17 protein-coding genes are annotated in these 17,682 nt (G+C 56.5%); all 17 read right to left on the reverse strand.

Annotated features, from left to right (window positions below; all coding sequences use genetic code 11):
- Positions 1–58: 58 nt before the first annotated feature.
- Entirely contained in the window at positions 59–793 is a 735-nt protein-coding gene (rlmB, locus tag D5067_RS20770) for a 23S rRNA (guanosine(2251)-2'-O)-methyltransferase RlmB (protein WP_119935829.1), read from the reverse strand.
- Positions 794–900: 107 nt separating this feature from the next.
- Entirely contained in the window at positions 901–1,701 is an 801-nt protein-coding gene (locus tag D5067_RS20775; RefSeq protein WP_119935830.1) for an ABC transporter ATP-binding protein, read from the reverse strand.
- Positions 1,698–2,687, reverse strand: coding sequence for an ABC transporter ATP-binding protein (locus tag D5067_RS20780; RefSeq protein WP_162844782.1), 990 nt, complete (start codon positions 2,685–2,687; stop codon positions 1,698–1,700). Before D5067_RS20780 ends, D5067_RS20775 begins: the two co-directional genes overlap by 4 nt.
- Positions 2,680–3,540, reverse strand: a complete 861-nt coding sequence (locus tag D5067_RS20785; protein WP_119935831.1) for an ABC transporter permease — start codon at positions 3,538–3,540, stop codon at positions 2,680–2,682. Before D5067_RS20785 ends, D5067_RS20780 begins: the two co-directional genes overlap by 8 nt.
- Complete coding sequence (locus tag D5067_RS20790) at positions 3,537–4,493, reverse strand: ABC transporter permease (RefSeq protein ID WP_119935832.1); 957 nt, start codon at positions 4,491–4,493, stop codon at positions 3,537–3,539. The genes D5067_RS20785 and D5067_RS20790 overlap by 4 nt, the downstream gene beginning before the upstream one ends.
- A gap of 12 nt (positions 4,494–4,505) precedes the next feature.
- On the reverse strand, positions 4,506–6,068 hold the full coding sequence (locus tag D5067_RS20795; RefSeq protein ID WP_119935833.1) for an ABC transporter substrate-binding protein: 1,563 nt from the start codon (positions 6,066–6,068) through the stop codon (positions 4,506–4,508).
- A gap of 22 nt (positions 6,069–6,090) precedes the next feature.
- Positions 6,091–7,308, reverse strand: a complete 1,218-nt coding sequence (locus D5067_RS20800; protein ID WP_119935834.1) for a M20 family metallopeptidase — start codon at positions 7,306–7,308, stop codon at positions 6,091–6,093.
- A gap of 53 nt (positions 7,309–7,361) precedes the next feature.
- The gene (locus D5067_RS20805; protein WP_119935835.1) at positions 7,362–8,138 is read right to left on the reverse strand and encodes an ABC transporter ATP-binding protein; all 777 of its coding nucleotides are present in this window, start codon (positions 8,136–8,138) and stop codon (positions 7,362–7,364) included.
- The gene (locus tag D5067_RS20810) at positions 8,138–8,908 is read right to left on the reverse strand and encodes an ABC transporter permease (RefSeq protein WP_119935836.1); all 771 of its coding nucleotides are present in this window, start codon (positions 8,906–8,908) and stop codon (positions 8,138–8,140) included. Before D5067_RS20810 ends, D5067_RS20805 begins: the two co-directional genes overlap by 1 nt.
- Complete coding sequence (locus D5067_RS20815; RefSeq protein ID WP_119935837.1) at positions 8,905–9,912, reverse strand: taurine ABC transporter substrate-binding protein; 1,008 nt, start codon at positions 9,910–9,912, stop codon at positions 8,905–8,907. Before D5067_RS20815 ends, D5067_RS20810 begins: the two co-directional genes overlap by 4 nt.
- 57 nt (positions 9,913–9,969) lie before the next feature.
- Positions 9,970–10,689 carry a cysteate racemase gene (cuyB, locus tag D5067_RS20820; RefSeq protein WP_119935838.1) on the reverse strand — a complete coding sequence of 240 codons (720 nt, stop codon included), beginning with the start codon at positions 10,687–10,689 and terminating at the stop codon, positions 9,970–9,972.
- Positions 10,682–11,686 (reverse strand): D-cysteate sulfo-lyase, encoded by a 1,005-nt coding sequence (gene cuyA / locus D5067_RS20825; RefSeq protein WP_119935839.1) that lies wholly within the window; start codon positions 11,684–11,686, stop codon positions 10,682–10,684. Before cuyA ends, cuyB begins: the two co-directional genes overlap by 8 nt.
- 212 nt (positions 11,687–11,898) lie before the next feature.
- Positions 11,899–14,343: a ribonuclease R gene (gene rnr / locus D5067_RS20830; RefSeq protein ID WP_119935840.1), complete on the reverse strand. Its 2,445-nt coding sequence runs from the start codon at positions 14,341–14,343 to the stop codon at positions 11,899–11,901.
- 38 nt (positions 14,344–14,381) lie between these two features.
- The gene (nsrR, locus tag D5067_RS20835; RefSeq protein WP_119935841.1) at positions 14,382–14,807 is read right to left on the reverse strand and encodes a nitric oxide-sensing transcriptional repressor NsrR; all 426 of its coding nucleotides are present in this window, start codon (positions 14,805–14,807) and stop codon (positions 14,382–14,384) included.
- A 199-nt stretch (positions 14,808–15,006) separates the two neighbouring features.
- Positions 15,007–16,305, reverse strand: a complete 1,299-nt coding sequence (locus tag D5067_RS20840; protein ID WP_040077496.1) for an adenylosuccinate synthase — start codon at positions 16,303–16,305, stop codon at positions 15,007–15,009.
- A gap of 102 nt (positions 16,306–16,407) precedes the next feature.
- Positions 16,408–16,605, reverse strand: a complete 198-nt coding sequence (locus tag D5067_RS20845) for a DUF2065 domain-containing protein (protein WP_119935842.1) — start codon at positions 16,603–16,605, stop codon at positions 16,408–16,410.
- Positions 16,606–16,676: 71 nt separating this feature from the next.
- Positions 16,677–17,681 (reverse strand): protease modulator HflC, encoded by a 1,005-nt coding sequence (gene hflC / locus D5067_RS20850; RefSeq protein WP_119935843.1) that lies wholly within the window; start codon positions 17,679–17,681, stop codon positions 16,677–16,679.
- Between the last annotated feature and the right edge of the window lies 1 nt (position 17,682).

A 17,682-nucleotide genomic window follows, 5' to 3' on the forward strand; every position in this document is an offset into this window, starting at 1 on the left:
CTCTCCCACCGGGAGAGGGAGAAAACATAAAAGGCCGCCCTGCGGACGGCCTTGCTGTTTATTCTCCCCGCTGACGCACCGCTTCAAACAGGCAGATGCCCGTCGCAACGGAAACGTTCAGGGACGACACGCTGCCCGCCATCGGGATGCCGATCAGCTCATCGCAGTGCTCGCGGGTCAGGCGACGCATACCTTCGCCTTCCGCACCCATCACCAGCGCCAGGCGGCCGGTCATTTTGCTCTGATAAAGAGTATGGTCCGCTTCACCGGCGGTACCGACAATCCAGACGTTCTCTTCCTGCAGCAGGCGCATGGTGCGCGCCAGATTGGTCACGCGGATCAGCGGGACGTTTTCCGCCGCGCCGCAGGCCACTTTCTTCGCCGTTGCGTTCAGCTGAGCGGAGCGATCTTTCGGCACAATCACCGCGTGCACGCCCGCCGCATCCGCGCTGCGCAGACACGCGCCGAGGTTATGCGGATCGGTAACCCCATCGAGGATCAGGAAGAACGGGTTTTCCAGCTCGGCAATCAGATCCGGCAGATCGTTCTCCTGATACTGACGGCCCGGCTTCACGCGCGCAATAATGCCCTGGTGAACCGCGCCTTCGCTTTTCTCATCCAGGAACTGGCGGTTCGCCAGCTGGATCACCACGCCCTGCGCCTCCAGCGCGTGGATCAGCGGCATCAGACGCTTATCTTCACGCCCTTTCAGAATAAAGACTTCCTGAAAACGCTCCGGTGCGCGCTCGAGAAGGGCCTGCACCGCGTGGATGCCGTAAATCATTTCACTCATTGAACTTACTCGTTTTAGGCGGTGTGCGCCGGGTTAAATTGGGTCGTGACAGAGATCGCTTGCGCCTATTATAACCGACCCGGCGTTCAAATCGACCCTGACAGTTTTTACCCGTTGGCAACCACGCGCGTTTCCGCCTCCTTTACGGGATGGGCGGGCAAAATGGCATCCAGCAGATAGCGCGTATACGCATGCTGAGGTGCATTAAAGAGTTGCGCCGTCTCGCCCTGTTCAACCAGCGATCCCCGGTACATCACCCCGACCCTGTCCGCTATATGCCTGACAACGTTGAGATCGTGGGAAATAAAGAGATAGGCCAGCCCATGCTCCTTCTGTAGCCGCATAAGAAGATTCAGGATCTGCGACTGAATGGAGACATCAAGCGCTGAAACCGGCTCATCGCAAACAATCAGTTTCGGCTTGAGTATCAGCGCCCGGGCAATACCGATCCGTTGGCGCTGGCCGCCAGAAAACTCATGCGGATAACGGGCGGCATCCTGGGGGCGCAGGCCAACCTGCTCGAGTATATGAGCAACCTGCGCTTTTCGATTGCCTATGCCGTGAATCGTCAGCGGCTCTTCAAGGCTATAGCCCACGGTGCGTTTAGGGTCGAGCGACGAGAGGGGATCCTGAAAAATCATCTGCATGTCGCGGCGCACGCTGCGCCATCCTGCGCTATTCAGTCCTGTCAGCGAGCGGCCTTCAAACGCGACGTCGCCGGCATTGGCCGAGGTTAGCCCCAGCACAAGACGGCCGATAGTGCTCTTACCGCTGCCAGACTCACCGACCAGCGCCCAGGTTTCACCCGCGTTCAGGGTAAAACTGACGTTATCCACCGCATGCACCGATTGCCCACGGCGATGGAATATTTTCGACAAATTATTCACGCTTAATAGTGGTATCGTCATCCCGCCACTCCTGTCTCCTCGGCCCGCCAGCAGCGAACCTGCTGTGCCATGTATCCCACCGTCTGCAGCTCGGGGGCCTGCGCGCGGCAGCGGGGTTGCGCCAGCGGGCAGCGATCGGCGTAGGTACATCCTGAAGGAAATGCATGCAACGACGGTACCTGACCGCTGATTTCGGCCAGCGGTGTTTTGGGAGGATGGTCCGCCGAAGGACGAGCACCCAGCAGCGCGCGGGTATAAGGATGGCGCGGTTGTGCAAAGAGCGTATGAACATCAGTCTCTTCAACAACCTGTCCGGCATACAGTACGACTACGCGCTGGCAAAGCCGCGCCACGACGCTTAAATCGTGGGTGATGATGACAATCCCCATGCCCGTCTGCTGCTTAAGTTCGTCGAGTAAATCGAGGATCTGCGCCTGAATGGTGGCATCCAGCGCGGTAGTCGGTTCGTCAGCAATCAGCAGCGAAGGAGAGGTCGCAATCGCCATGGCGATCATTACGCGCTGGCGCATTCCGCCTGAAAGCTCATGCGGCCAGGCATTAGCGCAGCGGGCAGGATCGGCAATACCGACCTGGGTCAACAGGCCGATCGTTTTCTGCTGACGCAGAGAGCGGTTCAGAGATGTATGCAGCCGCAGGCTTTCATCAATTTGAGCACCGATGGTCATCACCGGATTAAGGCTGGCGAGCGGATCCTGGAAAATCATCGCCATCTCTCGCCCACTCCGTTGACGGCGTACTTTTGCCGACAGCGAGTGCTGCGCCGTTCCCCCCAGAATGACCTCTCCCTCAACCCGGCTGGTGCGGGATGAAAGCAGCCCCATTAACGCCTGAGCAGTCACGCTCTTGCCGCAGCCTGATTCCCCGATGATGCCGAGAGTTTCATGGGTATTTACGCGGAAAGAAACGCCGCGCACCGGAGAGACAACGCCCATTCTCGTCGCGAATGTGACCTCAAGGTTCTTCACCTCAAGTAAGGCTTCAGCCATGGCGTCCTCCCTGTTTAAGCAGACGCAACACGCGGCGAGGCAAAGGGTTAAGGCCCGGGTCAGCGCTGTCTCGCAGGTCGTCGCCAATAATATTTAAACCGAGGATCAGCAGCACAATGGCGATCCCCGGAAAGAAGGTCATCCACCAGGCGGTGAAGATCACGGCCTTTCCTTCGAGTAATAAGTTGCCCAGGCTTGGCATCGGGGCTGGCACGCCGGAACCGAGAAAGCTCAAGGCTGCTTCGGTAAGAATGGCCACCGAAAACACCCAGCTGACCTGCACGATAAACGGCGAGATGACGTTAGGCAAAAGGTGCAGCCAGATAATGCGCGAGGCACCTGCCCCCTGCGCGCGCAGGGCTTCAATAAAGTTCTTCTCTTTGATCACCATGGCCGCCCCTCGGATCACCCGCGCAACCGACGGCACGTATACTAACGATAGCGCCAGCACCACGTTGGCGATATTTGGTCCGAGCACGCCGACAATGGCGATCGCCAGCAGCAAAGACGGAAAGGCAAAAAGACCATCACAGACGCGCATCAGGATCCTGTCTACCGGGCGATACCAGGCGCAGAGTAGCCCGACGATCGTCCCCGTCACGCCTGCTATCACCGCTACCGCTGCGCCCACCGAGAGCGACACGCGCACCGCCAGCGCCACACGGACAAAAAGATCCCGCCCGAAGTTATCGGTGCCGAACCAGTGTTCCGCAGAGGGAGGGGTCAACCGGCTTAACGGATCGAGGCTGTAGGGATCGTAAGGGCTTACCAGGCTTGCAAAAAATGACAGCAGCACAATGGCGGCCAGCACGGCGGGCCAAATTAAAAGCCCCGGATTTCTGAAGGTAATCATTTTTCTCCTCCGTCGACGGACAGGCGCGGATCGGCAAGATAGTTCAGAAGATCCACCGCCAGGTTGATCAACACGTAGCAAACGGTGATCAGCAGTACCACGCCCTGGATCACCGTCACGTCGCGCCGCTCGATCGAATCGACAATGAGCGATCCCACGCCGGGAATACCGAATACGCTTTCGATCACGATCGTGCCGGTTATCAGCGACGCGAAGGATTCACCGCAGATGGTCAGTATGGGGATCAGGCTGTTTTTGAGCGTGTGCCGTAAAAGCACAAGCCACTCCGGGACCCCCTTTGCCCGTGCCGTGTTGATAAAAGGCTCTTGCAATACATCCAGCATCACGGCACGGGTCATGCGGGCAATCAGTGCGGCGATGCGGAGTCCCAGCGCGATAGCAGGTAAGGTCAGGTACCAGACGTTAAGCCAGAAATCATCGTTGGTAGAGCGATACCCCACCACCGGAAACCAGCGCAGCTGAACGGCAAAGAAGAAGATGAGGACAAGGCCAAGCAAAAAACCCGGAACCGACATGCCAAACGTCGCCAGCATACGAATAATGCGATCCGTGATGCCGCCATGTTGCCAGGCGCTTATCACGCCCCCCGCCAGCCCCAGAATGAGCGCAATGAGTTGAGCATACAATGCCAGCGCCAGCGTCGGCGTCAGGTGCTGTAAAAAGAGCGACATAACGCTGGTATTTAAAAACAGGGAATGGCCCAAATCCCCGGTCAGGATCTCGCCAAACCAGCTGAAGAACTGCACCAGCAGGGGCCGATCCAGCCCCATCTGCTGGCGCAGCGCGGCAATATCCTGAGGACTGGCATCATTCCCCAGGATCACCAGCGCCGGATCGCCCGGCGCGAGATGAATCAAGCAAAACACCACTACCGACACCACCAGCAGCACCGGCAGGAGTGCCAGCAGGCGGTGAAAAAGGTATCTTCTCATCGCCTTCTCCCGTCAGGGTTTCGTCACGCTCACGTTCCATAAAATAGGGCCAATCAGGTCCTGATAGCCTTTCACATTGGCTTTTAGCGCCACCGCATCCGGCGTAGTGCGGCCCAGCACAATGACCGGCAGATATTGCCAGCTCAGGGTATTCAGCCGATCCACCAGCGGTTTCGCCTCTTTCAGTGACGGTGCCTGCTTAATTTCATCCAGCACGTTATCGATCTCCGGGTTGTTGCTCAGCCCGGGAAACTTCGCGCGCGAATCGAGGAAGGGATATTGATGCAGCACCTGACGCATGGAGAACTCCAGCGCACAGAGGTCGAAGTTTTTCGGATCCTGGCGGCGCTGCAGAACGGTCGGCCAGTCGTAGACGTCGAGGCGTGACTTCACGCCAATCTGCTTCAACACCTGCTGAGCCACTATCGCCAGGTTATACAACTCGGCATATTCTTTCGTGGCGATGATCACCACTTCTTCGCCATTGTAGCCCGAGTCTTTCACCAGCGCGCGCGCCTCGTCGAGCCGATGTTGGTTCCAGAAAGGCTTACCGGCCTCGCTGTACCAGTCCACCTGTTCCGGGAAGCCCAGGGACGGATCTTCCTTAAAGAAACGCGGATCGCTGTAGCCCGCCAGCAGCGTTTGATGGACATTAAGCGCGAGGTTGAATGCCTGGCGCAGCTTCACATTGGCAAACGGCCCCTGGTTTTTATTGAACAGGTAGGTAATGAGCGAGCCGCCGCTTTTGGGCTGGAAGAGCGACAGATCCGGCACGCTGCTGAGCGTGTCGATATTGTCCTTCGGCAGCTGGAATACCAGATCGTATTCCCCGGTCATCGCCCCGGCCAGGCGAGTGGATTCATCGGTAATGTAGCGGAACCAGATCTCCTTCACATCCGCTTTCTTCTCACCTGATAGACCGCTTGCAGGCTCCTTGCGGGACTGATACTGGTCATAACGGGTTAAGTGCAGAAAATCACCGGGTTTGAACTCGGCCAGTTTGTAAGGGCCGGTGCCAATTAGCTCGGTCACGGGCTTCTTGCTGCTGTTGGCCTCATCAATAATGCGTTTCGGCATAATAGCGGCGATGTTCTTCACGTCTGCCAGCACGTTGAGCGTAATCAGTGACGGGGAAGGAAGCGTAAAGGTGACGGTTTTATCATCCACCTTACTGAACTGCACGCCGGGCAAATTCGCTTTCCCCTGTGTGGAAACTGCCAGCCAGCGATTCATTGAAGCCACAACGTCATCCGCAGTCAGCGGTTGTCCGTCATGAAAATGGATCCCGTCACGCAATACAAAGGTGTAGGTTTTGCGATCGTCACTCAGGGTGTAGCTTTCCACCAGCTCTGGTACAGGCTCAAATTTGGCGTTGATGGTGAACAACGTTTCGAAAATATGCCTGTCCACGTCTGAGGTGGCGTTATTGGTCGTCAGATAAGGATCCAGCGTTCCAGGCCGGTTTCCGTAGGCAATATTCAGCACGGCGTTACGATCGATACTCTCGGCCTGTGCGCTTCCCAGGGGTAAAGCCACCGCCAGCATGAGTGCGGCGGCAGAAAACAGCATTTTCATTGTTATGGTGCTCCGGTTAAGGTCATGCAGCTTGCGTGGCGGCGGTTTGCCCGACAAATTCGTCTTTCACTTCCTGCAGCAGCGCTGCATCGGTTAACAGTCGCAGACCGGTTCGGGCCAGCACCTGCGCGCCTGTCACCAGCGCGTCATAGCCCTGAACCGAGTTAGCCGCCTCGCGGAACGCCACGGTGTGACCAATCAGTTCATCGGGGCCAATCTTGATGTAAGGGTGCGCTGTTGGTACCGCATGGCTGATATCGCCGGCATCGGTTGAACCCAGCCCCTCTTTTTCCTTCAGCTCGACCGTCTCCCCTGCGGCGGTGAATTCTTCCAGCAGTACAGCGTTCAGCGTGTGGTTGATGTTGAAATCACGCGGCCCAACCTGATGCTCAATCTTGACCGTGGTACCGGTTGCCAGCGCAACGCCATCCGCAATGGCACGAATGCGTGGCTCAAGCGCGACCACCTCTTCACGGGTATGGGCACGAATGTAATAGTGCGCCGACGCATACTCAGGGATCACATTCGGAGCCTGACCGCCGTTGGTGATAATGCCGTGAACGCGGATGCCATCCGGCAGCTGCTGGCGCAGAACGCTGATGCCGTTATAGAGCAACACCAGCGCATCCAGCGCGTTCACCCCTTTATGCGGTGAGCTACCCGCGTGGGAAGGTTTGCCATAGAAATGGAAGTAGAGGTGGTTATTCGCCAGCGACGGGCCGGACAATCGCGTTTTCCCCGCGGGGTGGACCATCAGTGCCACATCGACATCGTTAAGGAAGCCATGCTCCACGAAGCGGGCTTTCACGTTACCGTTTGGACCGCCTTTACCACGCAGCCCGCCCTCTTCTGCAGGCGTACCGAGTACCACGACCTTGCCCCCCGTTGCGTCCAGCGTTTCGCTAAGCGCAATCGCGGCAGCAATACTGGTAACCCCAATGATGTTGTGACCACAGGCGTGCCCGATATCAATAAGCGCATCGTATTCCGCCAGGAACGCGATAGTCGGGCCGGGCCTGCCGCTCTCCTTCACCGCATAAAAAGCCGTTTCATGACCGGCGACGTTAAGCGTGACGGCAAAACCCTGTTTTTCCAGCAGCTTTGTCAGCTGGCCGCTGGCGTAATACTCGTTATTGCCGGTTTCAGGGTGGGCGTGAATATCTTTGGCTATCGCCACATACTCGTCCCGGTGCTGTTGAATACTTGTTTCAAGACGGTCTCGTAACTCGCTATTGCTCATTGCTTCCACCTTAGTCATGACGGTTGATTCATTCCCGACACCGGGAACTGTGGTTAACGTAAGTGCCGCTTCGCCTCCTGGCGTACCCGATGCAGGACGTGATGCTTGATCTCGCTATAGGAAGGGTGTTCCGCCAGCGTTTCGATATCTCGCTCCCGCCCAAAGGGCAGAACGATCTCATCAACGATTTTTCCCGGTTTTGCCGACATGATCAGAATGCGGTCAGCCAAAAAAAGCGCCTCTTCCACATCGTGCGTGACGAAGAGCAGCGTGGTGCCGGTGGAGAGCCACGCCTCGCGCAGCAACTCCTGCATCATCAGTCGGGTTTGCGCATCCAGCGCACCGAACGGTTCATCCAGCAGCAGCACTTCCGGGCCGGGGAGCCAGGCGCGAGCGAGCGCCACGCGCTGCTTCATACCGCCAGAAAGCTGCCACGGCGCATGATGTTCAAAGCCTTTCAGACCCACGCGCTCAAGCCACGTCTGCGCCAGGGCATTGGTTTCGTCCTTACGGTGTTTGCCCAGACGCGGGCCAAACGTGACGTTTTCCAGCACCGAGAGCCACGGAAACAGGTTGGGCTGCTGGAATATCATTCCGCGGTCGGGACCAGGCCTGCCGATCTCTTTCCCGCCAGCAGCCACCCGCCCCCGGTCTGGCTTATTAAACCCGGCGACAAGGTTCAGAATGGTGGATTTGCCACAGCCAGACGGCCCAAGCAGGACCACAAACTCACCGCTGCTCAGGCTCAGATTGATATCCTCCAGCACCGTAAACGGCTGAGGTTTTGCCGCGAAAGAGAGCGATACGTTTTCAAGGGTGATTGCACTCATTATTCTTTCCCCGCCCAGGGCACCGTCAGGCGCTGTAGCCCCAGCAGTAATAAATCCAGCAGATAGCCAATGCCGCCCAGCAGCAAAATGCCGAGCATGACGATATCAGTACGCAAATAAGAGCTGGCGTTGATGACCATCCAGCCCAGGCCGGAACTGGCTGCGACCATCTCCGCGGCAATCAACGACGTCCAGCCAATGCCAATGGAGAGCCTGACGGTGGTGAAAAGGTCCGGCAGCGCGTCCGGGAGGACCACACGCATGAAGATTTGTCTGCGCGAAGCGCCCAGCGTCTGCGCCACGCGAATACGTGAACGGCCAATGCGCTCAACTGCAGCCGACGCCCCCACGACCACGCTTAAAAACGTGGCAATGAAGATCAGGAAGAATTTGGAGGCCTCGCCAATCCCAAGCCACACGACGGCCAGAGGTATCAGCGCAATTTTGGGTAAAGGACGCAGAAACTGAACGAAAGGATTAAGTACCGCCGCCAGGCCTTCAGACAGCCCCATCAGTAACCCCAGCGGAATACCAATGATAATCGCCACGGTAAATGCGCTCAGCGCTCGCGCGAGGCTCACCGCAATGTGTTCCCAGAGCGGTACCTGACGATAGCCATCGGCAAGCAGCTCTTCGGTCGTCAAACCAATGTCCGTTAGCGACGGTAACAGCAGCGGATCGACCCACTGCTGCGTTGCCGCCACCTGCCAGACGATAAAGAAAACCGCCACCGACACGACGCTGATGGCGATATGCTGACTCAATCTCATTGCGCCGCCACCGCCGCATCACGGATATAGCGAGAATCAATGGCGGTATCCCAATTTGCAGGGATATCGCGCTTGCGAATTTCGCCGATACCGGCGAGGAAGCTGGAGGTTTTGGTTAAGGCCTTGCCGATACCGCTGTCGGTGGTCTGCGTGCCATTACCCAGCCAGTCCGCAGTACCCTGCTGGGCAAGCGTTGGGTACTCCAGCCCGCCCAGCGTATTTGCCGCCGTGGTAACCGGAGCTCCCACTTCTTTTGCAACGATGCCTGCTGCACGCTCCGGGTCTTTCTTAAACTCATTGACCTTCTGCTGATGCACGCGAAGGAACGCAGTGACCGCTTCTGGATACTTCTCAGCAAAGGCTTTGCGCACCACATAGTTGTTGTAGATCAGATAGCCATCTTTCTGCAGGTCCTTGGTGGCAAAGACCTGGTGCCCACCCGACGCCTCCAGCTCCTGCGCAAACGGTGCCCAGACGTAGCCAGCATCAATGTCACCACGCTTCCATGCCGCGACCATTTCTGCAGGACGCAGCGGCAGTAACGTGATTTTGCTGCGGTCCAGTTTGTTCACGCTGATCGCGGCTTCGAGAGCATACTGAGCCGTAGAGTTCGGCGGGTAGGCGACACGCTTACCTTCAATGTCATTAATTTTCACAATGCCATCTTTACCGATCAGACGTTCATAGCTGGCTATCACGCCCGATACGCCAATAATTTCGACCGGCAATTTGCGGACAATACCTGCCGTCGCTGGACTGGATCCAAAATTGGCAATATCAATCGCGTTGCTGGCAAAATAATTAAGCGCATCGGCACCCGATGCAAATTGCACCCACTTCACTTTACTGTTTAACGCTTTATCAAGAGAGCCATCGGCTTTTGCCAGCATTAATACCTGAGAACCGCCGCTATATGCCACGCGAACTTCAGCAGGTGAATCGGCAAAACTCATATTTGCCCATAGCCCGCCCGCTGCAATTAATAAGCAGAGACTTTTTTTCATTTTATTTATCCTGTGATTGATCTGAATATAATGTCCGCGATCGTAACGGACGGTGTTCTAATTAAAGGGCGTGCTGGTTTGCCATAGCTGCGAACATCGTTCTGCCAGCGCCTGAGCCGGATCCCAGGTGAGATGACGAAACGGTGCCCTGGCCGCCTCCAGCGCAACAGGCACTTCGGTACAGGCCAGCACCAGCTTTTGCGCGCCGCGGGCAAACAATGCGTTGGCCTGCAGCGCCAGCAGCTCACCGCCCTCAACCAGCGCGCCACGCTTTACCGCGTAGCAGCCCGGTACAAACCATTGGGCCAGCTCCTCAGGTGTCGGCACGACGACCTCAATAGACTGCGCGGCCAGTCGTTCTTGATACCAGCCCGCGTCCAGCGTGCCTTTAGTAGCAATGACGCCAACCCGCTGAGGTTTTTCCTCAGCCTGCGACAGCGCATCCAGCGTCGCATCAACGATATGCAGAACAGGAGCGCTGCTGGCTTCACTCAGCGCGTCGTACCAGTGGTGAGCCGTATTACAGGGGATTGCGATATGGCTTGCCCCCGCCTGGTTAAGTTTCTCGACTGCGTGAAGAAGCTGCGGCAAGGGAGACGGGCCCGTACCTGCCAGCGCCTTCTGGCGATCGGCAATTTGCGGTACATTCCACACGACCGTTGGGATCTGCTGTTGATCGCTCTGCGCAGGCGTAGCCTCCAGCAGGCGGCGCAGAAAATCCAGCGTCGCAAGGGGGCCCATACCGCCCAGTACGCCAAGCAGGAAGGGCTTAGCCATGCTCCAGCACCTGACGATAGCCAAACAGCCCTGCTGACCCACCCGTGTGGATAAAGACAATATTTTCATCCTGGCGGAAGTGACCTTTGCGGATCAGATCGATAAGTCCCGCCATCCCTTTTGCGGAGTAAACCGGATCGAGCAGAATACCTTCATGGCGGGCCAGCAGCCTCAATGCTTCAAGCGTGCCCTCCGTCGGCAGGCCGTACCCGTCACCGACATAATCACTGTTAGCGACGACCGCATGCCGCGACAATTCCCCCGGCACGCCCAGCAGATCCAGCGTTCTGGATGCCAGATTCCAGACGTTCTCTTCCTGTTTATCCTTGGGTGCCCGCACGCTGATGCCGAGCACCGGGATATGGCTGTTGGTGGCGGTGAACCCCGCGACCAGCCCCGCCTGCGTGCCGGTACTGCCGGTCGCATGGACAACGTGATCGATGCGCAAGCGACGCTCTGATGATTGGTACAGCAGCTCCTCCGCACAGGCGACGTAGCCCAGCGCCCCGATGGGGTTCGAACCTCCGCCAGGAATAACGTACGGGCGGTGGCCCTTTTCGCGAAGCGTTGCGGCGTACTCTTCCATCGCCTTTTGCATATCGGTACCGCCCGGCAGATGGGCGACAATCTCGCCGCCCAGAAGGGTATCCAGCAGCACGTTACCCGAGCGCTGATAATCCTCACCAAAATCAGTCACACGTTTTTCCAGCAGCGCTTTTGCCTGCAGGCCAAGGCGTGCGGCACCGGCAATCGTTTGACGTACGTGGTTAGACTGGGTCGCGCCCTGCGTCACGATGACATCGGCCTTTTGCTGCAGCGCATCCGCCAACAGAAATTCCAGCTTGCGGGTTTTATTCCCGCCGCTTGCAAGGCCCGTTGCATCGTCGCGTTTAATCCATATTTTAGGCCCGCCTAATAATTGGGTTAAATTATTTAACGGTTCCAGCGGCGTAGGGAAATGACCGAGTGAAATTCGGGGGAAACGGGCCAGATGCATAAACGCTCCTTGCTAAAAAGGGGGCTTTGTAAAAGTGAAATTCACTATACACATCTGACTAACACGGCTAATCAAAAATAATAAATAACGATTACCGGAAAATGAATAAGCAGGGAAAACGGGTTGATAAGGCCGCTATCTATTCTGTTCTGGAATGACTTACGGCAAAAAAGAATAACCCCCTTCAGCGGAAAGGGGTTATGGGGAGGAAATTACTGCGCGGTATTTTTTTTCGCTGCGCGCTTCGCTTTGGTCGCAGCAGCTATTTTTTGCGTTTTAGCGGAAGGCTTTTTCTCTGAGCGAGCCTCTTTCTTGGCCGCCTTCGGCTTCTGTTTCTTCTCGCCGCGGAAGGCGCTGTCCGGCTCGAAGTTTACCTTCTTGCCCGCCTGACGACGTTTACCGCCGCCCGGCTTGCCGTTACCGGTTTTTTTCGCCCTTTCACGCTCGGTTTTGCCGACGTTACGCGGGGCGCGCTCGCTGGAGATCAGGCTGAAGTCGATTTTACGGTCGTCCATATTTACGGCTTCAACCTTCACTTCCACGCGATCGCCCAGGCGATAGGTCTGGCCGCCCGATTCGCCAATCAGACGCTGGCCAACCTGATCGAAACGGTAGTAGTCGTTATCCAGGCTGGAGACGTGCACCAGGCCGTCGATAAACAGCTCGTCCAGACGAACGAAGAAGCCAAAGCCGGTCACGCTGGCAATCACGCCTTTAAAGACGTTACCCACCTGATCCAGCATAAAGTCACACTTCAGCCAGTCCGCCACGTCGCGCGTTGCTTCATCAGCACGGCGCTCGGCCATGGAGCAATGCTGGCCCAGCTGGAGAACTTCATCCATGGAGTAATGGTAACCGCCGGTTTCGGTGGTGTTCCCTTTGTGGCCCTGCTCCTGCGCCAGAAGATACTTGATCGCACGGTGCAGAGAAAGGTCAGGGTAACGACGGATCGGCGACGTAAAGTGCGCGTAGGACTGCAGTGCCAGGCCGAAGTGGCCGCGGTTTTCCGGATCGTAAATCGCCTGCTTCATGGAGCGCAGCAGCATGGTCTGCAGCATTTCTGCATCAGGACGATCGCCAATGGATTCCAGCAGCTCGGCATAATCGCGCGGCTCTGGCTTGTTGCCGCCGGGCAGCTCGAGACCGAGTTCAGCCAGCACGGAGCGGAACGACGTAATGGCTTCCGTGGTCGGCTTATCGTGAATACGGAACAGCGCAGGCTCTTTGGCTTTCTCAACGAAGCGTGCCGCCGAGATGTTTGCCAGGATCATACACTCTTCAATCAGCTTGTGCGCATCGTTACGCTGGGTCTGCTCGATACGCTCGATACGACGTTCGGCGTTGAAGATGAACTTCGCCTCTTCGCTCTCAAACGAGATCCCGCCGCGCTCTTCGCGCGCCTTTTCCAGCGTTTTATAGAGGTTATGCAGCTCTTCAATATGTTTAACCAGCGGCGCGTACTGCTCGCGCAGATCCTGGTCGCCCTGCAGCATATGCCAGACCTTGGTATAGGTCAGACGCGCGTGCGAGCTCATCACCGCTTCGTAGAATTTGTACCCGGTTAAGCGCCCTTTGGTGGAGATGGTCATCTCGCAGACCATACAGAGGCGGTCAACCTGAGGGTTCAGCGAGCACAGGCCGTTGGAAAGCACTTCCGGCAGCATCGGCACAACCTGAGACGGGAAGTAGACCGACGTACCGCGGCTGCGCGCTTCGTTATCCAGCGGGGTTTGCGGACGAACGTAGTAGCTCACGTCCGCAATGGCGACCCACAGGCGCCAGCCGCCGCCGCGTTTTTTCTCGCAGAACACGGCGTCATCGAAGTCGCGGGCGTCTTCGCCATCGATAGTCACCAGCGGCAGATCGCGCAGATCCACGCGGCCCACTTTAGACTCTTCCGGCACCTGCTCCTTCAGATCTTTGATCTGATCTTCAACGGCTTTCGGCCAGACGTAGGGGATCTCGTGGGTGCGCAGAGCCATATCTACAGCCATGCTGGTACCCATGTTATCGCCCAGCACTTCAACGATTTTACCGACGGCTTTGGTACGACGGGTTGGACGCTGGGTGAGTTCCACCACCACTACAAAGCCCATGCGTGCGCCCATCACCTCTTCAGGTGGGATCAGAATGTCGAAGCTCAGACGGCTGTCGTCCGGCACCACAAAGCCCACGCCCGCATCGGTAAAGTAGCGGCCAACGATCTGGCTGGTTTTCGGCACCAGAACGCGTACGACGCGCGCTTCACGGCGGCCTTTACGGTCAGCGCCCAGCGGCTGCGCCAGGATCTGATCGCCGTGGATACACATCTTCATCTGCTCAGATGAGAGGTACAGGTCGTCTTTGCGGCCTTCCACACGCAGGAAGCCAAAGCCGTCCCGGTGGCCGATAACGATGCCCTTCAGCAGGTCGAGACGTTCCGGCAGCGCGTAGCACTGGCGGCGGGTAAAGACCAGCTGCCCGTCGCGCTCCATCGCGCGCAGGCGGCGGCGAAGGGCTTCAATTTGCTCTTCACCTTCAATGTTTAATTCAACGGCAAGTTCTTCACGATTGGCGGGCTTTTCGCGTTTTGTTAAGTGTTCAATGATGAACTCGCGGCTGGGGATAGGATTCGCGTATTTTTCGGCTTCGCGTTCCTGGAAAGGATCATGTGACATGTCGGTTCCTCCGTTGTCAGCTCCGGTGGAAATTTTCTTCATTCCACCAGCAATAATTTATAAAGCGGTTGATTCTCTTCAACCAAATCGGCCAGCGTGTAGTTATCCAGTTCCTTGAGAAAACTTTGCACGGCCTGAGAAAGCGCCTGTTTCAGGCGACAAGCGGGCGTAATGTGGCAGAACTCGCTGCTGCAGTTCACCAGAGACAGCGGCTCCAGTTCACGTACCACATCCCCAACACGAATACTCTGTGCCGGTTTGCCAAGGCGGATCCCACCATTCTTCCCTCGGACGGCAGTAACGTATCCGGCACGGCTAAGTTGATTGATTATTTTGACCATATGATTACGGGACACACCGTAGACCTCTGTGACTTCAGAGATACTGGTCATCTTCCCATCGGGTAACGACGCCATGTAAATCAGCGCACGTAAGCCGTAATCGGTGAAACTTGTTAACTGCACATCAACCTCAGGAAAAGGGAAAACGCGGTCAAACCGCAGAGATATTCATTAATGATGATAAACCAGCCAGATAGTTGGCGGCTAATTTATTTGAACTGAAAGGAGGAAGGAGGACGTAAAAGCCGGATGCGCATGGCATTCCGGCCTGTGATGGGTTTAGTAGGCCCGGCAAGCGCAGCGCCGCCGGGCGAAACCATCATTATGCGTCAAACGGGTCGCGCAGGATCATCGTTTCAGAACGATCCGGGCCGGTAGAAATGATATCGATCGGCACTTCGGTCAGTTCTTCAATACGCTTGATGTAATCCAGCGCCGCCTGCGGCAGACCGCTACGCTCTTTCACACCGAAGGTGGTCTCAGACCAGCCCGGCATGGTTTCGTAGATTGGCTCAATGCCTTCCCAGTCGTCAGCTGCCAGCGGAGTGGTCGTCACTTCGCGGCCATCTGGCATACGATAGCCTACGCAGATTTTCACTTCTTTCAGGCCGTCCAGCACGTCCAGCTTGGTCAGGCAGAAACCAGACAGGGAGTTGATCTGCACTGCACGACGCACTGCAACCGCATCCAGCCAGCCGGTACGACGACGACGACCGGTGGTCGCACCAAACTCGTTACCCTGCTTGCACAGGAACTCGCCGGTTTCATCAAACAGCTCGGTCGGGAATGGACCTGCACCCACGCGAGTGGAGTAAGCTTTGATGATACCCAGAACGTAATCGACATAACGTGGGCCCAGGCCAGAGCCGGTCGCCACGCCACCTGCGGTGGTGTTAGAAGAGGTTACGTACGGATAGGTACCGTGGTCGATGTCCAGCAGCGTACCCTGCGCACCTTCAAACATGACGAAATCGCCACGCTTGCGCGCCTGGTCCAGCAGATCGGAGACATCAACAACCATACCGGTCAGGATGTCTGCAATCGCCATGACGTCATCCAGCACTTTCTGGTAGTCAACAGCGTCAGCTTTGTAGAAGTTCACCAGCTGGAAGTTGTGATATTCCATCACTTCTTTCAGTTTTTCAGCGAAGGTTGCTTTGTCGAAGAGATCGCCCACGCGCAGACCGCGACGTGCAACTTTGTCTTCATAAGCCGGGCCGATGCCACGACCGGTGGTACCGATCGCTTTCGCGCCACGCGCTTTTTCACGCGCCACATCCAGCGCCACGTGGTAGTCAAGAATAAGCGGACAAGCTTCGGAGAGCAGCAGACGCTCGCGAACCGGGATACCACGGTCTTCCAGGCCTTTCATCTCTTTCATCAGCGCAGCAGGAGACAGCACAACGCCATTACCGATGATGCTGGTAACGTTATCGCGAAGAATACCTGATGGAATAAGATGGAGGACGGTTTTTTCACCGTTGATTACGAGAGTATGGCCTGCGTTATGACCACCCTGATAGCGTACAACATATTTAGCACGTTCAGTCAGAAGATCGACAATCTTCCCTTTACCTTCGTCACCCCATTGGGTGCCCAGTACGACAACGTTGTTACCCATTTTTCAAAATCACCGATTGCTTAAAAATGGATTCTACCATCGCTTTTTCAGATATACAGCACTTTTTGACCTCAAAATACGCCAGTTACGGCTACTTTTTGATCAGCCAATCGTTTTCCTCAACATGTAGTAGACAACGATACCGGCAACCACAAGACCACCGCCAAAACGACGTAAAATATTATCCGGCAGCTGGCTCATCGTCGCGATCATTCGACGCCAGGCTTTCGGATAGAGCATCGGCCCAAGACCTTCCAGCACCAAAACCAGCGCCAGTGCGAGCCAGATCGTTGAATTCATTTTTAATCCTTATAAAAGAAAACCACCGCTCCGTTAAGAGCGGTGGTTTGAATACTCAAACGAGCCTGAGTTTATCGCGTTGCGTTAGACGGCGTCTTCATATAACGGAAGAAATCGCTGTCCGGGCTGAGCACCATCACATCCTGATTGCTCTGGAAGCTGTTCTCGTACGCGCGCAGGCTACGGATAAAGGCGTAGAAGTCCGGATCCTGGCTGAAAGCATCAGCGAACAGTTTCGCCGCTTCGGCATCCCCTTCACCGCGCAGGATACGACCCTGACGCTCTGACTCTGCCAGAGTCTTGGTCACTTCGTAGTCCGCAGCTGCACGCAGCTTCTCGGCCTCTTCCTGACCCTGTGAACGGTGACGACGGGCTACCGCTTCACGCTCGGCGCGCATACGGTTGTAGATCGCTTCCGACACTTCTGCCGGCAGGTTGATCTGCTTGATACGCACGTCGACCACTTCGATACCCAGTGCAGCCATACTGTTCGGGTTGATCACCGGTACTTTACCGTTGGTTTCAGCCTGAACACGTTCGGCCGCTTTGGCAATCGCGTCATCCGCTGCCGGGGTTTCCACTTCGTCTTCGGTGCCTGCAGAACCGGAGTTCAGGGCATCACGCACTTCCAGGGTCAAACGACCACGGGAGTCGGTGACGATGTCTTTCACATCCAGACGGCCAATCTCAGAACGCAGACGGTCAGAGAACTTACGTTTCAGCAGAACTTCCGCCTGAGAAACGTCGCCGCCGCCCGTTGCAAGGAAGTAGCGGCTGAAATCGCTGATACGCCATTTGATGTAGGAATCAACGATCAGGTCTTTCTTCTCTTTGGTCACGAAACGGTCGGCCTGGTTATCCATGGTCTGGATACGCGCGTCGAGCGTTTTCACTGACTGAATGAACGGCACCTTGAAGTGCAGGCCTGGCTCGTAGATAACCGGACGCTTGTCGCCATCACGCACGACGCTGCTGAACTGGAATTTGATCCCACGCTCGCCCTCTTTCACCACGAAGATCGAGGTGTAAAGTACGACCAGTACGATGATGATGATCGCAATAACTGACTTACGCATC

The organism is Enterobacter huaxiensis (genome assembly GCF_003594935.2).
In the GTDB taxonomy this organism is placed as follows: Bacteria; Pseudomonadota; Gammaproteobacteria; order Enterobacterales; family Enterobacteriaceae; genus Enterobacter; species Enterobacter huaxiensis.